Below are 21318 nucleotides of genomic sequence, written 5' to 3' on the forward strand. Positions count from 1 at the left end.
AAAAAACTACTATTGTTTCCCAAAAATTTCTAAAGCTTTTAAAAAAGTATCAACATTGGAGTCTTTTTTTGTAGCATTTTCACTTAGATAACGTCTAAACACTTTAGCATTTGGTAAACCATTGAATAAGTTTAGAGTATGTTTAGTGATGTTATTAAGTTTAATAAGAGGATCTTTTCTCATTTGTTCTTCTATGTAGCTGGCTATTTGGTAGGCAACGTCTAAAGGAGTTATTTGATTATAATCATCATTATGGTTATGAAAAAGCTTATCAAAATCTGTGAAAACCATTGGGTTGTGATAGGCTTCGCGACCAATCATAACACTATCAACATTCTTTAGATGTTCTTTAATTTCTACAGTAGTTTGTATCCCACCATTAATACCTATTTCAAGATTTGGAAAATCTTTTTTTATACGGTATACAGTATCGTAATTAAGTTCAGGAATAGTTCGGTTTTCTTTTGGTGATAATCCACTTAACCAGCCTTTACGGGCATGGATACATATATAATCAACTCCAGCATCTGCTTGCTTAGCTACAAAATTATGTAATTCTTGGTAGCTATCATTATGATCGTATCCAGTACGGCATTTAACAGATATTGGGATATCTAATTTATCTTTCATAGCTTTAACACAGTTTGCTACTAGCTCTGGTTCAGCCATTAATGATAGCCCAAAGTTACCTTTTTTAACTCTCTCGCTAGGGCAGCCAACATTTATATTTATTTCATCATAACCTAAATCTTGAGCTAATTTGCCGCACTTAATAAAGTCTTTGGGCACACTTCCTCCAAGTTGGAGGGTTACTGGGTGTTCTATTTCATTATATTTTAGCAGAAAACTTTTGTCGCCATGTAAAATAGCATTTAAAGTTATCATTTCAGTGTAGAGCATAGTTTTTTTTGTGATAAGACGCATCATGTATCTATAATGCCTATCTGTCCAATCGAGCATTGGCGCTATGCAAATTTTTCTATTAGAAACTTTCATGAAATTTTAAAGTGCTTGACGTTTTTTTATTAAATCATCATTATAATCGATTCGTTTGATGATTTGGTCTATTTTTGAACGGTATTTTTCTGTATCTGCAGAATATCGTGCGTATTGAGGGTTCGGTCTATCATACAGCCAGTTTGCTAGATCCCAATTGTAAGTAGTGTCAAAACATAGTTGTCCAAATTCACTAAGACGATAAGCAGCTTGTGTTTGCAAACATCCTGTCATAAATACGTCAGCATAAGTTTGTAGTATAGGGAAATCTTTGTTGGGAAATTCAGCGTCTTTAAAGTCTTTAACATACATCCAAAAGTTACCCTTAGGTAAACTTTTAACACCTAGTGGTAAAATATCTTTACGCGGGATTTTAACTCTACAGTATGAAGCTTCACGCAAATCTGTAGCTAATATATCATTAGCAGAAGCTTTGTAGTAAATGGCATTCATGGTATAACCTTTATTTGGTATGGCTAATAAAAACGTTGCTCTAGATTTTTCACCACGAGAAGCCCAAATTCTCTCAAAACCATTTACTAGTACAGGAGGAGCATATTCAGAATTTGGTATTGTTAATCCTCTTGAGTCTTTGTTCATAAGGCTACCATAACCAATTACATAATTATCCACCTTAGTATTTATACCTGGACGACAGTTTATGCTATTCTCAGGAGTTTGAGAAACTTTACCTTTTTCTAGGATCTTTAATTCATTTTCACGAATTGATTTTGTTGCTATGGGACTAGTTAACCTTCCTAATAAAAAGCTTACCGATATGGTAAAAAAAATAACCACTATAATTATGATATTTCTGCTTTTGTTGCTCAAAATAATCACTTTTTAGGTAAAGTATCCAAACTTACTTATCTATATTAGCACCTTTTTTTTAAATGAAAACCCGTTTGGGTTAGATATAAAAATAACAACAATTATAATCAATTAATATAAATATTTATTTGTGTTATAATCTTAACTAGTTATGTTTAGAATACCGAGAAATTTTTTGGAGCTTATTAATGTCAGAAAACAAAACTTATGATTCATCGAGTATTAAGGTACTTAAGGGTTTAGATGCTGTAAGAAAAAGACCTGGAATGTATATAGGTGATACAGATGATGGTAGTGGTTTACACCATATGGTTTTTGAAGTTGTTGATAATGCTATTGATGAAGCATTAGCTGGACATTGTGATGACATTAAGGTAATCATAAATGCTGATGGTTCTGTATCAGTATCTGATAACGGTAGAGGTATACCTACAGATATACATAAAGAAGAAGGGCGTTCAGCAGCTGAAGTTATTTTAACAGTGTTACATGCTGGCGGTAAGTTTGATGATAACTCTTATAAAGTATCTGGTGGGTTACATGGTGTTGGTGTTTCTGTGGTTAATGCGCTATCAGAAAATTTAAAATTAACTATTTATAGAAATGGTATAGAGCACTTTCAAGAATACGTTCATGGTGTGCCACAATTTCCATTAAAAGAGGTTGGTCTAACTACAAAAACAGGTACTACAATAACTTTTAAGCCAAGCAAAGAGACCTTTTCATTTGTGGATTTTGATTATGAGATATTAATGAAAAGGATTAGAGAATTATCTTTTCTTAATTCTGGAGTTAAAATTGAATTGATTGACAAAATCAACGATAGATCAGAAATTTTCAAATATGATGGTGGAATCATAGCTTTTGTTCAATATTTAAATAAAAGCAAGAAACCTATACATGAAAATGTGATTGCTGTAAATGGTATAAAAGATGATATCCAAGTTGAATTAGCTTTGCAGTGGAATGATTCATACACAGAATCTATATTTTGCTTTACCAATAATATTCCCCAGCGTGATGGAGGTACTCACTTATCTGGCTTAAAAGCAGCTGTTACTAGAACTATGAATAACTATATCGAAACAGAGGGCTTGAATAAAAAGCTTAAAGTAAACCTAACGGGTGATGATGCAAGAGAAGGTTTAGCAGCTGTATTATCAGTTAAGGTTCCTGATCCAAAATTTTCATCTCAGACAAAAGAAAAATTAGTCTCTTCGGACGTTAAGTCAGCTGTTGAATCATTAGTAAATGAAAAGCTTCAGGAATTTTTATTAGAAAATCCTAAAGAGGCTAAAATAATTTGTGAGAAAATTTTAGATTCAGCAAAAGCTCGTGAAGCTGCCAGAAAAGCTCGTGATATGACACGCCGTAAAGGTGCTTTAGATATAGCTGGTTTGCCAGGAAAGCTAGCAGATTGTCAAGAAAAAGACCCTGCTTTGTCTGAGTTATACCTAGTAGAGGGAGACTCTGCGGGCGGATCTGCTAAGCAAGCTCGTGATCGTAAATCCCAAGCTATATTACCTCTTAAAGGTAAAATATTAAATGTAGAGAAAGCACGATTTGATAAAATGCTTGGCTCGCAAGAAGTAGGTACTCTAATTAAGGCCTTAGGGTGTGGTATTGGTGTAGATGATTATAATCCAGATAAAACGAGATACCATAAAATTATCCTTATGACCGATGCTGATGTTGATGGATCTCACATTAGAACATTACTTTTGACATTCTTTTATAGACAAATGCCAGAGCTGATTAGAAGGGGTTATTTATACATTGCCCAACCTCCTTTATACAAAGTAAAACGTGGCAAACAAGAAACTTATCTCAAAGATGAGGATGCATTAGCAGAATACCTTGGTAACATAGGTCTTGAAAATGCTGTTATATATCTTGATGGTGGTAATGCTATTTCTGGGCAAGTATTGGCTAATTATTATGAGTTATACCAAAAGTCTGAAAAGGTAATAAAAAAATACGCTAAGATTTATCCAGAAAAATTACTTAGAGTAATGTCATATAGCCATAAATGTAGCGATGAAGATATTTCAATATGGTGGAATGCTATCGTTGATAAATGTAATCAAAAAGCATTGTCTTATGAAAGATTTAAACTAATAGAATCCAAATATATTGATGCAGAAGGTCAAGAAAGGATTTCATACGGTGTTAACCATTATATAAATGGTTACGATACAGATTATATTGTCAAAAATAATTTTTTTATGACTAAAGATTACGAATATTTAATTAGCTATGGTGAGGTTCTATCAGATATACCATTTAAAGGAGCGTATGTTGAAAGAGGTGGACGTAAAGAGTATGTTGATGACTTTGAGGCTGCTATAGATTGGCTATTAAAAGAGGCAAGAAAAGGTCATGATGTCCAACGCTATAAAGGTCTTGGTGAGATGAACCCAGAACAGCTTTGGGAAACTACTATGGATCCTGAAAATAGAGTTTTGCTGCAAGTATCTATAGCTGATGCTGTAGAGGCTGATGCTTTATTCACTACGTTGATGGGAGATGAGGTAGAACCACGTAGAGAGTTTATTGAGTCAAATGCTTTGAACGTTGTTAATTTAGACGTTTAAAGTGAAATATTTTAAATCAGAGACATAGATCTGTTTATCAAATAGTCAAACTTTTGGATAAACTTTTGATGAGTGTACGCTTTATTCATTGTTAACCATTTTGTTGCAGTTGATAAGTGGTGTATATCCACGAATCTATATTCATTATCATTGTGCTTTTTATATTCTATTGCGATTCTAGAATTAGAATTATGTGATAACATTTTAAAATGCTCAACTTTTTCTATTTGATATAGTAGGTTATCTAGGTTGTCATAAAATTTTATATCGTATTTAGCGATGTCATTTATTATGATCTCGATTTTTCTTCCATTTAGATTAGAAATTCTCAGAAAATAGTTTTTAATTTGAGTACTACCAGAATGCACACTATCATAAGTTTGGTATACGTCTGGATTTAACCATTTATCGCGGTGTAATATAATATTGGCATTTGGAATTTTTAATATTTTAAAGTTAGTATTTGCAATTTCTTGTATACCAGAGTTATTTAATTGCTGAAACAGTTTTTGCCTTCTTCTTCTTGAAAAATGATCTTTCACGCAATCAGCTATTTTAAAAAAGTTATTCATTTTTTCATAACCTGTGTATATAAGTGTTGATGGAGTGTATATATAAATACGAGTAAATTTATTCCAAAACAAATGGAGGTATAACATTTTATAATTTTGATCTATTGTTATAAACTCTTGGTTTCTACAAAGGTAATTATATGGGGCCTTAAATGTAACAATATCATAAAGACCTTTTGTAACGGTTTTAGTTACATCAAGTAAAGGTTTTGTACTATAATGTACTAAATCATATGCTGGTATACTGCCTAAGCTATATAAATCTTCAAAGTATTGTTCAGGATACGCATCACTTTTAAAATAACTACTGTATTTTCTCAAATTTTGTTTATTTATTCTTGGGACTTTCCAAATAAATGTGTAAATTCTTAATTAACCTGCTAGATTATTTCTAGCGAAATATTAAGGATAGAAACAATGTCTAAGAATAAGAAGTCAGAAGATATTTACACAGCTATTGCAGATCAAATAATAGATTCAGGTGTTGATATTAATCAAATGTTTGAGAAAGATGGTTTGCTAAAGCAACTAACAAAACGATTATTAGAAAAAGCACTAGATGCAGAAATGAATAGTCATCTTGGTTATTCAAAACACCAAAGGACTAATTCATCAAATGCTAGGAATGGCTATAGTAACAAGACATTAGCTACAGACACAGGTAATTTGGAAATATCAGTTCCACGAGATAGAGATAGTGACTTTGAACCTCAAATAGTTCCCAAAAGAGTCACCAAGATAAACGGCTTAGACCAAAAAATTATATCTTTGTATGCTAAAGGTATGAGTACTACAGATATCCAACAACAGTTATTTGAGTTATATGATACAAAGATAAGTACAAGCTTTATAAGTGATGTTACAGAAGCTATTATTGATGATGTTAAAGCATGGCAAAATAGACCTTTAGAGTCAGTTTATCCAATAGTGTTTTTTGACTGTATAGTCGTTAAAGTTAGAGAAGACAAGCATATTATTAATAAAGCTGTGTATGTGGCTCTTGGCATATCGTTAACTGGTCATAAGGATGTATTAGGTCTTTGGATCAGTCAAAATGAAGGTGCTAAATATTGGCTTAGTGTTTTTACTGAATTAAAGAATAGAGGCTTACAGGATATATTTATAGCATGTACTGATAATTTAAAAGGCATGTCTGATGCTATACAAGCTATATACCCTGAGACAAAGCATCAGCTTTGTATCGTTCATCAAATTCGTAATAGTCTTAAGTATGTGCCATATAAAGACAAGAAAGAGGTAGCTAGAGAGTTAAAGAAAATATATGATGCTGATACCATTGCAATAGCTCAATCTGAGCTTGATAACTTTGCAAATAAATATGATACTAAATATCCTTTAATTTCAAAGTCATGGATAAATAATTGGGATAATTTAACTGTATTCTTGCAATATCCTCCAAAAATTCGTAAAGTTATTTACACTACTAATGCGATTGAATCGCTTAATAGCCAGTTTAGGAAAGTCATTAAGAATAAAAAGCTATTTCCTAAAGATGACTCTGTTTTCAAATCTTTGTACTTGGCTATAGATTATTTGACTAAAAAATGGTCTATGCCTGTTAAATATTGGAATGAGGCTATGCCTTATTTCGCTATCGAGTTTGAGCATAGAATTCAGAGATTCATGTAAGTGAATTTACACAGTTAAGTGGAAAGGCTCAATAATTTAGTGAGATCAATAAGATATAAATCTGTAGTTTAAGTGTGTTGAAAAGTTATCTCCAGGCCACATTTTCTAACAGTGTAAACTATATAGCTCTAACCTATCAAAAAATGAAAAACGTTTAGAGGATGTATTAATGAAAATTATCAATAGCAACCCTTACTTGTGAAGAGTGCTCTACTTACACACTATAAAACTAATATTTTCAACAAAATAGTTTTTTGTTACCTACCTCTCAAAAAGAAACTATCAAGTTGACTAAAAGATAACTTTACCCAAGTTGGTCTACCATGGTTACACTGACCAGAGTTTTCGACTGTTTCCATCTGTCTAAGCAGATGATTCATCTCTGGTACACTAATTTTATCATTTGCTCTGACAGCAGCATGACATGACACTGTTGCAAGGATATGATTTAGATAAAACTCAACGCTTTTTGTCTTTCCCGAAGATGTAAGCTCTGTTGCAACATTAGATATTAAATCATGAATATCTTTATTTTTAACATATATAGGAACAGCTCTGACTAATACAGCATCATCTGCTACTATTGAGATCTCAAAACCTAGCTTTTCAAAAACTAGTAGATTTTCATCAATAGTGGCAACTATATTACTAGATAGCTGGCAAGTTAGAGGCATTAGTAAATTCTGTTTAAATTTATCAGCATCTGCATGCCAAGTTTTTTTCATCTCCTCATAAAGTATTCTTTCATGTGCTGCATGCATGTCTACAAGCACAACTCCACCATCAACTTGAGAGAGTATATATATACCATGGATCTGACAAATCGCTTGACCCAACCCACCTTCTTTCTTAGGTTGGTTAATATGAAGTTCATTTTTACTATTGTTGTTATTATTATTTTCAGTTACAGCATATTCAAATACTTTAGATGTTGGTTGCGTATCAGTTATAGAAATATCCAAACTCATGTTACCAATATTGAGAGGATTATTTACTGATGTTTTCTTTTGTTGCAAATTATAATTTAAATCATCATTATTAGTTTGTACATCCGCACTAGTAGTTATAGCTTTGTTAATTTTGCCAAAGAGAAAGTCATAAATAAATCGCTGATTCCTAAACCGAACTTCACTCTTAGCAGGATGAACATTAACATCAACCTCTCTATAATCCATATCCAGATAAAGTAAAAATGCTGGATACCTATTACCATACATTACATCCTTATATGCGGTTTTCACCGCATGGCTTACAATCTTATCTTTGATAATACGCCCATTAAGATAGAAACTCTGCATATCAGCTTTAGTTCGATTATAACGTGGGCTTGCTACCCAACCCCATAAGTGTGCATCCCCTGCATTCTCATCAATATAAATAGCATTTTCAATAAACTCTTGACTGTACAAATCAAGTACACGGTTATATTTAAGTTGAATATCTTCAGCAGCTATTAGATTTTTTATTTCTTTGCCATTGTGGATAAATTTGAAGGATACACCAAAATAACACAGCATATATTTTTTTAGTAAATCGAAAACGTGTAAAAATTCAGTGTTATCTTTTTTTAAAAATTTACGGCGTGCTGGGGTATTATAAAATAGTTCACTAACTTCTATAGTTGTTCCTGTGATGTGAGCTGCTGGTACAACTTCATTAGTGTGGTTATTAATCTGCCAAGCGTCCTGTGCTTGTATGTGCTTAGAAATTATTTTTAATTTTGAGACTGATGCTATACTTGCTAAAGCTTCACCACGAAAACCCATACTTGCAACCGCCTCAAGTTCCTCTAAAGTATAAACTTTGCTGGTTGCATGAGCCACCAAAGCTAAAGCCATATCTTGCTTTGTTATACCATTACCATTATCTCGTATCCGTATAAATGATTTGCCACCATCTTGGATTTCAATAACAATATTTGATGCTCCAGCATCTATAGCATTCTCGACTAACTCTTTAACTACAGATGAAGGTCTTTCTATTACTTCACCCGCTGCTATTTGATTAGCCAAATTTTGTGGCAATATTTTTATTTGACGATAACTACTCATTTAGACAAAAACTGCTTGAAATTACTAGAATTAGATTATAGAGATTTAGTAAAGAAATCTCTATCTTACACAGAAATAAATTTAAGTATTGCCAAAACTTATACTGGTTTCTTTACCCCAAAATCGTAATTATAGCACTCTTCAAATAATTTTTGATTTGTCACTTTACCATCTTTATCTGTATATGGATAAGTACCTGTTTCTTCATTTAAGCCACATTTTTGTTTGACTTGCTCATACTGAGCCTCTGTAATTCTCTTCCAGTGAGCGTTTTTACCAACAGCGTACCAACCACTTCCTTTATATGCTCTGGCAAATAGAGTTTCTCCACCATCCTGCACTTGAGCTTTAGAATTATAAGTTTTACCGTCATTTGGATTTAGCACCCCACCTTTATCAAATTCAAGACTTTTGTCAGAACTATTTGTATTTTCCTGAGGCTGCAAGTTTCCAGCAAAAACAAGACCCTGCATCAAATTATCGTTTGAACTAGTGTAATTATATTTAAAGCCATTAACATCTCCCTTACCACAAATATCGCAATGAACCTGGGCGGGTACAATCTTGTTGTTAATAACATCCATAATTGGTACAACTATTTCCATCTCAAGTGTATCTTTATTTCCATATTTATTATTTTTAGCAAAATAAGAATGTACAACACCTTGAACTTTACCAATCCCAGCATCCTTATCCTCATCAAACTGAACCCAGTAGCCTACTGGTGATAGTTTGTCTTCTGGTGCATTTTTAGCACCTTCTGCATATGCTGAACTAACAGAAAAACCAGCTAATACGACTAAAGATAGTAGTTTAAATTTTTTCATTTTTTCTCCTTAACAAAACTTCGTGAACAAATAGTTCCCCTTTACTGATAGTAACAAAGATAGCGTTTTTATTCAAATAACTTATTTTTGCGAAGCAAATTTAGTAAAAGAAGTTTATAATTAAAAAACCTTAGATTAATACTTTGAATAATATTTTTTGAAACAGCAAGGAAAAATTATAACCAACTTTGGTGGCAATCTTATTGTTAAATTAGAAGATAATCAAAAGGTTTCCTGTCTATTAAGAAGCCACTTGAAAGGAGAATTAACGGTTGGAGATAATGTAATCGTTGATTATTTAGATACAACTTACATAATAATTGATCTTCTAGAAAGAAGAAATCTTATATCTCGCCCTAACTCCTATCAACGTAAAAATAAAAATATAGCTGCAAATATAGATCAAGCTATTATAATTATTTCTCACTCTCCAGCCCCTGTTGAACACTATATAGATAGATACCTAGCAGCTATACATAGTAGTGAGATTACACCCGTTATAGTTATAAATAAGATTGATAACCAAAGCGAATTAGACAAACAACTTATACAACAGTTAACTGAAATTTATAGCTTAATTGGCTATAAAATCTTATATATATCAGCAAAAGATAATATTGGCATGAAAAATCTACTACATACCCTGAATGGTAAAACTTCTATATTTTTAGGTCAATCAGGAGTTGGTAAATCTGAAACTTTAAATACTATTCTGGGTGAACAAGTTACAATTACAAGTCAAGTATCTGACTCAACAAAAAAAGGGCGCCACACTACCACCTGTTCCACGCTATATGAAATAAATGAAACCACCGCTATTATCGATTCTCCCGGTATTCGAGAGTTTGGTCTATGGAATATCTCCCAGGAAGAACTTTTTGATGGCTTTTTGGATTTCAAAAAATACAAAGGTATGTGTCAATTTAGAAATTGCTCTCATGAAGAAAACTCAAAAGGATGTGAAATAGTTAAGCATCTAAAAAATGGTAATATAAATAGGCTACGTTATACAAATTATCATCGGATCTTAGCTGAGATAAAAAATAAATAAAGGGACTGTTGAAAGCTGAAATTAGGCAAATAATAATAAGGCAAAAATATTTGAAAAAGCGCAGTTTACATGTAGTAAATGAGCATTTTGAGAATATTTTTAACACAATTAGTGTTGTATAATTTTAGTTTTCAACAGTTCCATAAACTACATCCTTTCTGGTATCGATATACCTAGCACACCTAATGCTATACTCATCGCTTTAACCATAGCTACACAAAGTGCTAGTCGTGCATCTTGTATTTCCTGATCCGTGATATTAGTAATAGGACAATTAGCATAAAATTTATTAAAAATATTTGCCAAAGAATATGCAAACTCACAAATAATGTGAGGTTGGGAAGTATCATAAGCTCTAGTTATAGCCATTGGAAACTGTATAAGTTGAAGCTGAAGCTTCTCCTCATATTCATTAGTAGCAGCAGAAACATTATAGTCTTTAACCAAATCTTGTAAATTATACTCATCACCGAATACTTTTCTAATTATGGATTTTGCTCTAACAGCTGTGTATAAAAGATAAGGTCCAGTTTTACCTTCGTATTGTGCGAACTTTTCTAAATCAAATATATAATCGTTTGAATAATTATTCACTAAATCACCAAACTTAATTGTTGCCATAGCTACTTGATTTATAACCTCTTCATCATTTTCTTCCGGCATCCTTTGCCTAGCACATATTTTGGCTTGTGATATTAAGTCGGATAAATGCATTACGCCACCTTCTCTGGTTTTAAAAGGTTTGCCATCTTTTCCATTTACCGTACCAAAAGCAATATGCTCTAGCTGACACTTAGTGTTAACTATATTGGTCTTTTGAGCTACGCTAAATACTTGTTTAAAGTGCAGAGACTGTCTTTTATCTACAACATAAACTACCTTATCAGGGTCAAAATCTTTATTACGCTGCCATAATGTTGCCAAATCTGTAGTACCATACATAATACCACCATCACTTTTTACAATAATAAGTGGTGGCGTATCTTGTTTGCCTGTGTCTATCACCCAAGCACCTTCGTCTTCATACATAAAATCTTTAGATTTTAGGTACTCTACCATTTCACCCACATACTTATTAGCATCACTCTCACCCAACCAGAGATCAAAATTTATATCAAGCTCTTGAAAATCCTTCTTAACAGCCTCTATAGAAATCCTTACAAAATGTTTCCATAAGGCAACATAACCTCTTCTACCTTGCTGTAGTTCAAAAGTAGCTTGCCTTGCTTTTTCCATTTCACTCATGTCAGACTTACATCTTTTTGAGGCTTGTGGATATATTTGTGCTAACTCAGCGACTGTTACAGGTGATTTTTTAGGATACTCTTTAGTATATTCTTTATCAAAATAAGTTAGCTCCGGAGAGCGTAACTTTATTTCTTCTATAAGCATACCCATTTGAGTACCCCAATCTCCCAAATGCACATCAGAAATAACTTCATCACCACAAAAACGGTAAAGCCTTTGTAAAGCATCTCCTAATAAAGCTGACCTTATATGCCCAACGTGCATAGGTTTTGCAACGTTTGGTCCACCAAAGTCTAGAACTATTTTTTTGGGATTAGGATTACTCTCTACCCCAAAGCTATTTGTTTTAAAAAAATCATTTACAACCTTAGACAAAAAGTTTGGACAAAGCGTGATATTTATAAAGCCTGGCTTTGCTATTTCAATTTTGCTAAAAATATCCTTTTGTTCTATACATTCAATAATCTCTTGAGCAATTACAAATGGTGGCTTTTTTGCAAATTTAGCTAAAGGCATAGCTCCATTGCATTGAAAATGTCCTATTCCCTCACGAGTTGAGACAACAACTTTGGCAAAACTTTCCCCATAATTTAACTTTTGAAAAGCTTTTGCGAATATTTTTGATAGATAAACTTCTATATTCATTTTTTATAAATCCAAGATAAAACTATTCCTATACCTTCCAAATTTAACATAGAAATATGTAGCAAATACAGATATAATATCATGGTTATTTTTTAAAACTCAACAAAAAGGCTCCTAAAATCAATATGTTAAAGGGTATTCATAAATATCTGTGGGTTAGCTTTGGCACTGTATTTATTACAGCGTCTGGCCATGCTGCGAGAATTATGAACGAAAACCCTATAAAAGAGGACTGGAGCTGTAAAATTGTAGACAATGAATGGAAATGTGACCGAGTTAAACAGCCAGCGAACGTCTTTGATGAAAAATTAAAACCAGAAGAAAAACAAAAAGCCCTGTCAGATGACTTAGGGTGGGTCCCACAAGCGAAAACTTTTGTTGGTGGCTACTATAATAATGACAGTGCTTTTACCAAGTCTTTATGTGAATCTAAAAAAACAGAACTTAGTTATGAAGATGCTGAGTATGATACAGATGGGACACTTATAGCTTCTGGAAACGTAGAAGTATTACAGTGTGACCAAGAAATGTATAGTGATGATGCTATAGTTAGTTTTAACACTGATAAAAACTCTATCCAATCAATCGTAATGACTGGTGATGTGATTGCTAGACAACCATCTACTGGTATAGTTATCCGCACAAAAGAGCTTGCTGCTAACACCAATGATGGCACTTATAGTGCTGGTGAAACATACTTTAGAATGGCTAGAGAAGTGCCAAATACGCTTATGTATAATAAAGAACACTTTAGTGGACACTTAAGAGGTTATGCAAAAACTTTTGAAAAAGAAGACCAAGATAACTTAATAATGGAAGATGCTTATCTGACTTCTGGTGATCCTACTGATAACGCTTGGAAGATAACCGGAAAAAATATTAATATTGATACTGGTAAAGAAATGGCTTATGTTAAAGATGGCTTCTTTAAAATTAAAGATATACCGGTTATGTACATCCCTTATTTTTCATATCCTATAAGTAACAAAAGAAAATCTGGTTTCTTAACTCCAAACTTCGTTAATAGTCAACTTTCTGGATACGGGGTTGCAATACCATATTATTTCAACTTAGCACCAAATTATGATTTATTGCTTGAGACAGTTTTTTGGTTAAAACGTGGTCTGATGGAAAATGGTACCTTCAGATACATGACTGATATTTTTCAGGGGCAATTTGAAGGCTCAATAGTACCTTACGATTTCCAAACTCATACGATGAGAGGAGCTTTTACTTTCTCAAATAGTGGTGATTTTGGTAATGGTATCACTACAAGACTAAAGTATGACTACGTCAGTGATAAAGATTACTATGATGATTTCTCTGTAGGTAATATTAACCTAGTTACAAAAACCCTTTTAGATAGAGAATTTGACCTAAACTATAGCAATGAGAATATAACCGCAGGATTAACCGCATTATACTATGGTGTAGTTAATCCAGAGATGAACCTTGCAAACATACCTTATGCTAAACTACCAGAAATAAAGTTCAATGCCACAGCTGATGGTTATACTCCTGACTCTGTAAGCCTAAGTATTGAAACATTAAATACTTATTTCTATAAATCAGCATACCCAATAAACCCTAGCCAAAGCCTAACAAATATAGGAACAAACGTAAACGCTTTTAGAGGATATGAATCACCTAAAATCACTGGTAATTTTTCAGAAACTTGGGGATATTTAACTCCTTCTTTAGAAGTGCCTATACGTTATTACCAGCTAAATAATAAACCAACAGATACTATAAAATTTAGTAAAAATAACGTTACAAGTATCCTACCTATTTTTAACATTGATTCTGGATTATACTTTGATCGCGAATACACAACAAAAGAAGGTGCTTACACACAAACTTTACAACCTAGACTATTTTATACCTATATTCCTTATCAAAACCAAACTGATATACCTTTATTTGACACCAGTTTACAAAACGAGCAATATATGCAGATGTTCCAGGTAAATAGGTTTACAGGGCACGACAGAATAAACAACGCCAATCAGCTTACATACGCTCTAGAGTCAACAACGATTAACCAAGAAGACGGCTCTACTCTAGCATCAGCTAAGATTGGTCAGATGATGTACTTTGCTGATAGAATGGTTACGCTTTGTCAAGGTAATTCAACATGTAATAACCCAGAAATGACAGATGTATTTGCAAAAGAAACATTTTCTCCTATTATGTCGTCATTTGAGTACCAGATAATGAAAAATATTTACTTATCTGCTCAGATTAATTACCGCATTCAACAGCAAAATGTTGATTACCAAGTGTATCAACTTTCTTACAAAGATGAGGGTGAGAATATCTTTAATGTTTCATACAACAACATTGCTAACAACTGGAACTCTCTAACTCAAGACCAAATTAACAACGGTGTAAAACCAACACCGCAAGAAACTGTAACCCTTTCAACCATAATCAACCTAAATGATAGCTGGGCAATAGCAGGGTTGTGGAACTACAATTTCCAGCAAAACCAGTTAGCAGATGCATTTGTTGGTCTGCAATACAACGATAAATCTTGGGCTGTTAGAGCACTATGGCAAAAAAGTGCATATACAAACTCTGATCCAAATGATCCTCAAAAATTAGGAAATTTAGTTAACTCCTATATGCTTGAGTTTGAGCTAAAAGGCCTAGGAAGCGTTGGTAGTAGCAGCAATATTGCTTCTCGTTTAAGTCAAATAAATGGCTATGAACCAGGTGAATGGGGAGGCGCAAAATCATGATAAAAAAACTTCTTATTTCCATAAGCTTTTTATCTATTTTTTTTTATAATGGTTATGCAGATATAGCATCTAATTTGTTCCAAAATTCTTTTAACTCAAGTTTTGGTAACAATAATGAAACAAGTACAACTTCTTCCCAGGACTCTAACAAAAAAAACCTCGTCAACAAAACTATTGCTATAGTAAACAATAAACCCATAACCTCACTTGAACTTAACCAAGAGGTTCAAAAACTCCAAGCTAGCAATCCACAGATAACTCAATTCAACCCAGATGACCTAGCTATAAAAAGACGTGCGCTCCAAGATTTAATATCTCAAAGCGTATTAATTCAACTAGCTGAACAAAATAACATTACAATATCAGAGCAGCAGTTAAATTCTGCCATACAAGAAGTAGCCACTAAGAATAATATGTCCATAGATTCGCTAAAGTTAAATCTAGAAGCATCTGGTATGTCGTTTAGTAAATATAAAGACAAAATACGTGAGCAGCTAATGGTTAGCCAACTACAACAACAAGCTATTGCTCAACAAGTATATGTCTCTCCAGAAGAGATTCAAAAATACATAAAGAAACATCAAAAAGAATTTGATAGACAAATGTCTCCAATTAAAACTTATAGTCTTAAAAATCTAATCATAGCTTTACCAGAATCAAAAAAAGCGAAAAAAGATAAACTTGATTTGCTAAAAAAACTAGCGATGGCCGTTAATAATGGTGATATTAGCTTTTCTGATGTTGTAGAACAATTCTCAGAAGCTCCCAATGCAAGCATAGGAGGAATAGTTAGTCATCCTCTTAAATTTGATGCTATACCGAGTATTTATAAGACAAGGGTGAAAAAGCTTAAGCAAAATCAAGTATCTAAGCCTTTTATAGTAAATAACACTATACAAATGGTTTATATCGATAAAATAGATGTTCAAGCTCCTTTATTAGGTAAAGAAATCACTAAATACTACGTCTACGGTATAGTTATAAAAGCAGTTGGAAGCATGACTGAGAATGGTGCAAAAAGTTCTCTTGATAGAGCATTTGTTGCTCTATCAAGCGGTGAGGATTTCACTAAAGTAGCAGAAAAATTCAACCAAGATTATGATCATGCAGATGGTAAATTCGGTTGGGTGTCAACTTTAGATAGCCCCCCTTCTCTACCACCTGCTGCTTTCGCAAAACTACAGACTCTCAAAGAAGATGAGTTTTCCGATGTTTTTCAAGCTGATTCAAAAACTTGGATGATTATAAAATATACAAAAACAAAAAAATATAATGCTGCAGAAGAGTTAAAAGAACAAAAAGCTTTAGAAGCTATTTTTTCAGAAAAAGCTCAGCAAATATATAAAACCTGGCTAACTTCTATGAAAGATGACGCTTACATAGAAATCCTAGAAAGTGATCTTCAAACTCCAGAGTTGTATTAAATAGGTTAGTCACATGCAATATAAAATTAAAGCAAAAAAATTTTTGGGACAAAATTTCTTACAAGATGAAAATATTATCCAAAAGATAGTTCAACTAGCTAACATAAATAAAAATGATACTGTATTAGAAATAGGACCAGGTTTAGGAGCATTAACCCGTCATTTACTTACTAAGTCGAATAATGTTAATGTAGTTGAATTTGATGGTACAATCATAGAGTCACTACTGGATAACTGTAAAGCTTATGGCGAACCTACAGTTTTTAATGAAGACTTTCTTAAATTTGATACTGATAAACTAACTACGTCAAATAACAAAATAAAGCTCATTGGCAATTTACCTTATAACATTTCTACTCCAATATTATTTAAAGTAATAACCTTGGGTGACAAAGTTGTTGATGCTCACTTTATGCTCCAGAAAGAAATGGTTGATAGAATAATATCCCTGCCAAACACTAAAGTTTACGGAAGACTTTCTGTTATTTTACAATATCATTTCACCTGTAGTTGTATCCTTAAAATTCCACCAGAAGTTTTCTACCCCAAACCAAAAGTTGATTCAGCAATAATTAGATTAAAGCCCAAAGTCGATAAACCATACTTAAAAAATCAAGGTTTTTTTGAAAAACTTGTAAAGCTAAGCTTTGCACAACGTCGAAAAACTCTGCATAATAATCTTAAGGAAATTTTAAAACAACGAAACATTAACTCTAACTGTTTGCCTATTGATACAAGTCTTAGAGCAGAAAACCTAAGTGTTAATGATTTTGTTAATTTGGCAAACTTCTTAAGCTAGGAGTAATAATGGCTACTTATGTAATCGGAGACGTACAAGGCTGCTATGACGAGCTACAATTGCTGTTAGAAAAAATAAAGTTTAATAAAAATACCGATAAGCTTATTTTTGCTGGTGACATTATAAATAAAGGTCCAAAATCACTTGAAACAATAAATTTTATTATGTCACTTAAAGAGAGAGCTCAGCTTATCCTAGGAAATCATGAAATACTATTTTTAGCTATCAGCTATAATTTTTTATCCTCAAATAACAAGCATACTTTTGATGAAATTTTAAACGCTTCTAATCTTAAAGAAATCCAAGAATGGCTTTGTAATCAAAAATTTCTAATAAAGCTTGATAATTATTATATAACACATGCGGGTATTCCACATATATGGTCACCTAAAAAAGCTCTAAAGAGAGCTAATGAAGTTGAATTTATCTTAAAAAATGAAACTACAAGAAAATTACTACTAGCTAATCTCTTTAACGAAGAAATTGCAAAGTGGAATAAAGAGCTAGAAGGAATAGAAAGATGGCTGTGTATACTTAACTACTTTACTAGGATGAGAGCTATAAAGAAAAATGGCGAACTAGACCTAAAATTTAGCTCAACTATCGAAAATATTCCAAATGGGTTTGAACCATGGTTTAAATTTAAACATAAAAAGTTTAGCACAGACAAAATTTTAATTTTTGGTCACTGGGCTGCACTTAAAGGTGTGACTGGTAACAAAAATATAATAGCCCTAGATACAGGATGTGTATTTGGTGGTAAACTAACTTGCTACTGTACCAAAAATAAAAAAATCATTAGCATTAATGCAATTAAAAGTTATAGGAATATTTAAATGGATATACTAGTAATTAATGGTCCAAACCTTAATCTACTGGGGACTAGAGAACCTCATGTATATGGCAATAAAACACTTGAAGATATAAATTTTGAGCTTTCTAATATAGCTAAAGAACATAAATTAACTTTAGAATTTTTTCAAAGCAATCATGAAGGTAATATTGTCGATAAAATACAACAAACGTCTGTTAAATTTATTATCATAAACCCCGCTGCGTATACACATACTAGTGTAGCAATAAGGGATGCCTTTTTAGCTACAGGTAAGCCTTTTATTGAAATACATTTGTCTAATATATATAATAGGGAAAAGTTTAGGTCTAAGTCACTTCTCTCTGACATTGCTTATGGAGGCATATTTGGTCTTGGTACGAATGGCTACACCTTAGCTGTAATAGAAGCTATAAATTATATAAATACTAAAGGAGAAAAAGATGGATTTATTAAAAGCAATAGATAAAGTAGCTGAAATTCTTAATTCTAGCGACATTAAAGAAATAAAAATCAAAGATGGCGGATCTAGTATTTTTATGACAAAGAATAATACAGCTACCACAAGTGTAGTTTCTGCACCTGTTGCAAGTAGTATAACTCCTGTTGCATCATCAACCTCAGCAGCTAGCTTAACTTCAGTGTCTTCTACTCACACAGCAGCTACTATATCTGCTAGTGAAGAAGTATTAAATGGTGAAGAAATTAAATCTCCTATGGTCGGGACTTTCTATAGCTCACCTTCTCCAGATGCAGCTGCATATGTTAAAGAAGGTCAAGAAGTTAAAAAAGGTGATGTTTTATGTATTATCGAAGCGATGAAAATAATGAATAAAATTGAAGCTGAAAAATCTGGAAAAATAATTAAAATCCTTGCTAAAGATGGCGATCCAGTTCAATACGATCAACCCCTATTTATAATTGAGTAATTTGATTGAAGCATTTTATTAATAGAAAATAGAGAAAGTCGGTCTAAACTCTTAAGAGGTAATATGAAATGATTAAAAAAGTACTAATCGCCAATAGAGGTGAGATAGCGCTTAGGATTCTAAGAGCTTGTAGAGAATTAGGAATTAAAACTGTAGCTGTTTACTCTACTGCTGATGCTAACCTTATGCATGTTAAGCTAGCTGATGAAGCCGTATGTATTGGACCGCCAGCACCTAATCTTAGTTATTTGAATATTCAAAGTATAATCACAGCCGCTGAAATTACTAATGCTGACGCCATACACCCTGGTTACGGGTTTTTATCAGAGAACGCTAAATTTGCTAAAGCTGTTGAAGAAAGTGGTTTCATTTTTATAGGTCCTCGTCCAGAAAGTATAGAGATTATGGGTGATAAGGTTGAAGCTATCAAATACATGAAAAAAGCTAATGTACCTTGTGTACCTGGGTCAGGTGGACCTCTAGGTAGCGATGACAAGAAAAACTTAGAAATTGCTGAAAAAATTGGCTACCCAGTGATTATTAAAGCTGCTGGTGGTGGTGGCGGTCGTGGCATGAGTATCGTTAGAAAAAAAGAAGATTTAATAAGTGCTATTTCTTTAACTAAGAGTGAAGCAAGAATCGCTTTTAATAACGATATGGTTTATATGGAAAAATTCTTAGAAAACCCTCGTCATATCGAGATACAAGTTTTCGGAGATGGTCAAGGTAACGCTATACACTTATTTGAAAGAGACTGCTCAACACAAAGAAGACACCAGAAAGTTATTGAAGAAGCTCCTGCAATTGGACTTACCGACAAACAAAGAAAACAAATTGGTGAGCAATGTGTAAAAGCTTGTAAAATACTTAAATATCGTGGTGCTGGAACGTTTGAGTTCTTATATGAAAACGAAGAATTCTATTTCATCGAAATGAATACTAGAATCCAAGTTGAACATCCGGTTACAGAATCTATCACATCTACGGACCTTATCAAAGAGCAAATAAAAGTTGCTAATGGTCAAGGTTTAAGCTGGAAACAAGAAGATATCACTATTGTTGGGCATGCTATAGAGTGTAGAATTAATGCAGAAGACCCTGAAAGAATGATCCCTTCACCAGGAATGATAAATGTTTATCACCCACCAGGTGGTCCAAGGGTACGCGTAGATTCTCATATTTACTCAGGATATGCTGTACCACCAAATTATGACTCTATGATAGCAAAAGTTATTGTACGTGCGCATAATAGAGAAACTGCTCTACAAAAAATGCGTGCAGCTCTTGAAGAAATGGTTATTAATGGTATTAAAACCAATATCCCTTTACATCAAGAGATACTAAGCAATGAAGCTTTTGTTAAAGGTGGAACAAATATTCATTTCTTAGAAAAAATGTTGGAAAACAAGAAAAATTCTAAATAGTATCATCTATATCTTCATTTTAATTTCTCTCTTTTTCTTATATACTTTTATCCAAACAAAATAAGATTGCACAACTATGCATAATTTCCAAAATTTTCTAAAAAGTACTAGAGAATCTAAAAACTTAGAACAAAAAACCATTGCAGATGCTACAAATCTCTCGATAGAGGCTATTCAGACTATAGAAAGTTCTGATAATGGCACCCTATTACAAAATTCTAGTACTTTACTAAAAAATCAAGTTCGAAGATACTGTGAATACTTGGAGATTCCTGAGAAAAAAATCATATCTATACTAAATAAAATTGACATTTTATACTATAAAAAGTCTAAGTATGGGAAATTAAAACTTTTTGACTACATTAATAGGCTCGCAATAATAATAATAACTGTAACGTTAATAGTTTTAGTTGTTAAACTTATTAAAGCAAGCGTTTATGATGCTATAACTTTTAATACTAAAGACTCTAAAACTTCTATAATTTACACGCCTATAAATTATGACGCCGATACTACTTCTAAAGAAAGTAGTTCTGAAGATAATTCAGCAACAGCTACTGCTACTAGTAGTAAACAAATATCAGCCCACCCACCTGCTGATGCAAATATGAGCAACGTAATTATAGATAATCCTAATATCACAGACACTACAGAAGAAAGTTCAGTACCAACTGAAACTAATAATAATCAAGAAAACCAAAGCC

The 21318-nt window shown here is 32.7% G+C and carries 16 protein-coding genes and 1 pseudogene; 11 read left to right on the forward strand and 6 right to left on the reverse strand.

Features of this window, described 5'->3' with window-relative positions; translation table 11 throughout:
* Positions 1-9: 9 nt before the first annotated feature.
* Both dusA and chaC read right to left on the reverse strand, forming a co-directional pair.
* A complete protein-coding gene (dusA, locus tag E3E15_RS05225; protein ID WP_172106861.1) occupies positions 10-996 on the reverse strand; it encodes a tRNA dihydrouridine(20/20a) synthase DusA in 987 nt (328 codons plus the stop codon).
* Between the two features lie 6 nt (positions 997-1002).
* Positions 1003-1803: a gamma-glutamylcyclotransferase ChaC gene (gene chaC / locus E3E15_RS05230; RefSeq protein WP_209451693.1), complete on the reverse strand. Its 801-nt coding sequence runs from the start codon at positions 1801-1803 to the stop codon at positions 1003-1005.
* A gap of 212 nt (positions 1804-2015) precedes the next feature.
* On the opposite strand from chaC, the gene gyrB reads away from it, so the two are divergent.
* Positions 2016-4421, forward strand: a complete 2406-nt coding sequence (gyrB, locus tag E3E15_RS05235) for a DNA topoisomerase (ATP-hydrolyzing) subunit B (protein ID WP_172106863.1) — start codon at positions 2016-2018, stop codon at positions 4419-4421.
* Positions 4422-4432: 11 nt separating this feature from the next.
* Here the strand turns inward: gyrB and E3E15_RS05240 are convergent, their stop codons facing one another.
* Positions 4433-5314 carry a hypothetical protein gene (locus tag E3E15_RS05240; protein WP_172106864.1) on the reverse strand — a complete coding sequence of 294 codons (882 nt, stop codon included), beginning with the start codon at positions 5312-5314 and terminating at the stop codon, positions 4433-4435.
* A gap of 96 nt (positions 5315-5410) precedes the next feature.
* On the opposite strand from E3E15_RS05240, the gene E3E15_RS05245 reads away from it, so the two are divergent.
* Complete coding sequence (locus E3E15_RS05245) at positions 5411-6643, forward strand: IS256 family transposase (RefSeq protein ID WP_172106156.1); 1233 nt, start codon at positions 5411-5413, stop codon at positions 6641-6643.
* 257 nt (positions 6644-6900) lie between these two features.
* Here the strand turns inward: E3E15_RS05245 and mutL are convergent, their stop codons facing one another.
* Complete coding sequence (mutL, locus tag E3E15_RS05250; RefSeq protein WP_172106865.1) at positions 6901-8694, reverse strand: DNA mismatch repair endonuclease MutL; 1794 nt, start codon at positions 8692-8694, stop codon at positions 6901-6903.
* Between the two features lie 98 nt (positions 8695-8792).
* Positions 8793-9521 (reverse strand): DUF2147 domain-containing protein, encoded by a 729-nt coding sequence (locus E3E15_RS05255; protein WP_172106866.1) that lies wholly within the window; start codon positions 9519-9521, stop codon positions 8793-8795.
* A gap of 157 nt (positions 9522-9678) precedes the next feature.
* Between E3E15_RS05255 and rsgA the strand changes: the two genes are divergently transcribed.
* On the forward strand, positions 9679-10572 hold the full coding sequence (gene rsgA / locus E3E15_RS05260; RefSeq protein WP_172106867.1) for a ribosome small subunit-dependent GTPase A: 894 nt from the start codon (positions 9679-9681) through the stop codon (positions 10570-10572).
* A 147-nt stretch (positions 10573-10719) separates the two neighbouring features.
* Here rsgA and argS read toward each other — a convergent pair whose 3' ends face one another.
* Positions 10720-12465, reverse strand: a complete 1746-nt coding sequence (argS, locus tag E3E15_RS05265; protein ID WP_172106868.1) for an arginine--tRNA ligase — start codon at positions 12463-12465, stop codon at positions 10720-10722.
* A 125-nt stretch (positions 12466-12590) separates the two neighbouring features.
* On the opposite strand from argS, the gene E3E15_RS05270 reads away from it, so the two are divergent.
* From E3E15_RS05270 to E3E15_RS05305, 8 genes and pseudogenes are all read left to right on the forward strand, one after another.
* Positions 12591-15206, forward strand: coding sequence for an LPS-assembly protein LptD (locus E3E15_RS05270; protein ID WP_172106869.1), 2616 nt, complete (start codon positions 12591-12593; stop codon positions 15204-15206).
* Positions 15206-16630 (forward strand): SurA N-terminal domain-containing protein, encoded by a 1425-nt coding sequence (locus E3E15_RS05275; protein ID WP_172107239.1) that lies wholly within the window; start codon positions 15206-15208, stop codon positions 16628-16630. The genes E3E15_RS05270 and E3E15_RS05275 overlap by 1 nt, the downstream gene beginning before the upstream one ends.
* Positions 16631-16643: 13 nt before the next feature.
* A complete protein-coding gene (gene rsmA / locus E3E15_RS05280; RefSeq protein WP_172106870.1) occupies positions 16644-17429 on the forward strand; it encodes a 16S rRNA (adenine(1518)-N(6)/adenine(1519)-N(6))-dimethyltransferase RsmA in 786 nt (261 codons plus the stop codon).
* An 8-nt stretch (positions 17430-17437) separates the two neighbouring features.
* Complete coding sequence (locus E3E15_RS05285; protein WP_035719644.1) at positions 17438-18265, forward strand: symmetrical bis(5'-nucleosyl)-tetraphosphatase; 828 nt, start codon at positions 17438-17440, stop codon at positions 18263-18265.
* Entirely contained in the window at positions 18266-18730 is a 465-nt protein-coding gene (gene aroQ / locus E3E15_RS05290; RefSeq protein ID WP_172106871.1) for a type II 3-dehydroquinate dehydratase, read from the forward strand.
* Positions 18705-19190, forward strand: coding sequence for an acetyl-CoA carboxylase biotin carboxyl carrier protein (gene accB, locus E3E15_RS05295; RefSeq protein ID WP_172106872.1), 486 nt, complete (start codon positions 18705-18707; stop codon positions 19188-19190). The genes aroQ and accB overlap by 26 nt, the downstream gene beginning before the upstream one ends.
* A gap of 68 nt (positions 19191-19258) precedes the next feature.
* A complete protein-coding gene (gene accC, locus E3E15_RS05300) occupies positions 19259-20614 on the forward strand; it encodes an acetyl-CoA carboxylase biotin carboxylase subunit (RefSeq protein ID WP_172106873.1) in 1356 nt (451 codons plus the stop codon).
* A 76-nt stretch (positions 20615-20690) separates the two neighbouring features.
* A pseudogene (locus E3E15_RS05305) lies at positions 20691-21245 on the forward strand (helix-turn-helix domain-containing protein); the annotation flags it as partial.
* Positions 21246-21318: the final 73 nt, after the last annotated feature.

Source organism: Allofrancisella frigidaquae (assembly GCF_012222825.1).
Lineage (GTDB): Bacteria > Pseudomonadota > Gammaproteobacteria > Francisellales > Francisellaceae > Francisella > Francisella frigidaquae.

Coding starts and splice junctions, on each gene's coding strand:
- accB (WP_172106872.1), top strand. CDS start 18,705: ATGGATTTATTAAAAGCAATAGATAAAGTAGCTGAAATTCTTAATTCT.
- rsmA (WP_172106870.1), top strand. CDS start 16,644: ATGCAATATAAAATTAAAGCAAAAAAATTTTTGGGACAAAATTTCTTA.
- E3E15_RS05285 (WP_035719644.1), top strand. CDS start 17,438: ATGGCTACTTATGTAATCGGAGACGTACAAGGCTGCTATGACGAGCTA.
- aroQ (WP_172106871.1), top strand. CDS start 18,266: ATGGATATACTAGTAATTAATGGTCCAAACCTTAATCTACTGGGGACT.
- E3E15_RS05255 (WP_172106866.1), bottom strand. CDS start 9,521: ATGAAAAAATTTAAACTACTATCTTTAGTCGTATTAGCTGGTTTTTCT.
- gyrB (WP_172106863.1), top strand. CDS start 2,016: ATGTCAGAAAACAAAACTTATGATTCATCGAGTATTAAGGTACTTAAG.
- E3E15_RS05270 (WP_172106869.1), top strand. CDS start 12,591: ATGTTAAAGGGTATTCATAAATATCTGTGGGTTAGCTTTGGCACTGTA.
- E3E15_RS05245 (WP_172106156.1), top strand. CDS start 5,411: ATGTCTAAGAATAAGAAGTCAGAAGATATTTACACAGCTATTGCAGAT.
- accC (WP_172106873.1), top strand. CDS start 19,259: ATGATTAAAAAAGTACTAATCGCCAATAGAGGTGAGATAGCGCTTAGG.
- argS (WP_172106868.1), bottom strand. CDS start 12,465: ATGAATATAGAAGTTTATCTATCAAAAATATTCGCAAAAGCTTTTCAA.
- mutL (WP_172106865.1), bottom strand. CDS start 8,694: ATGAGTAGTTATCGTCAAATAAAAATATTGCCACAAAATTTGGCTAAT.
- dusA (WP_172106861.1), bottom strand. CDS start 996: ATGAAAGTTTCTAATAGAAAAATTTGCATAGCGCCAATGCTCGATTGG.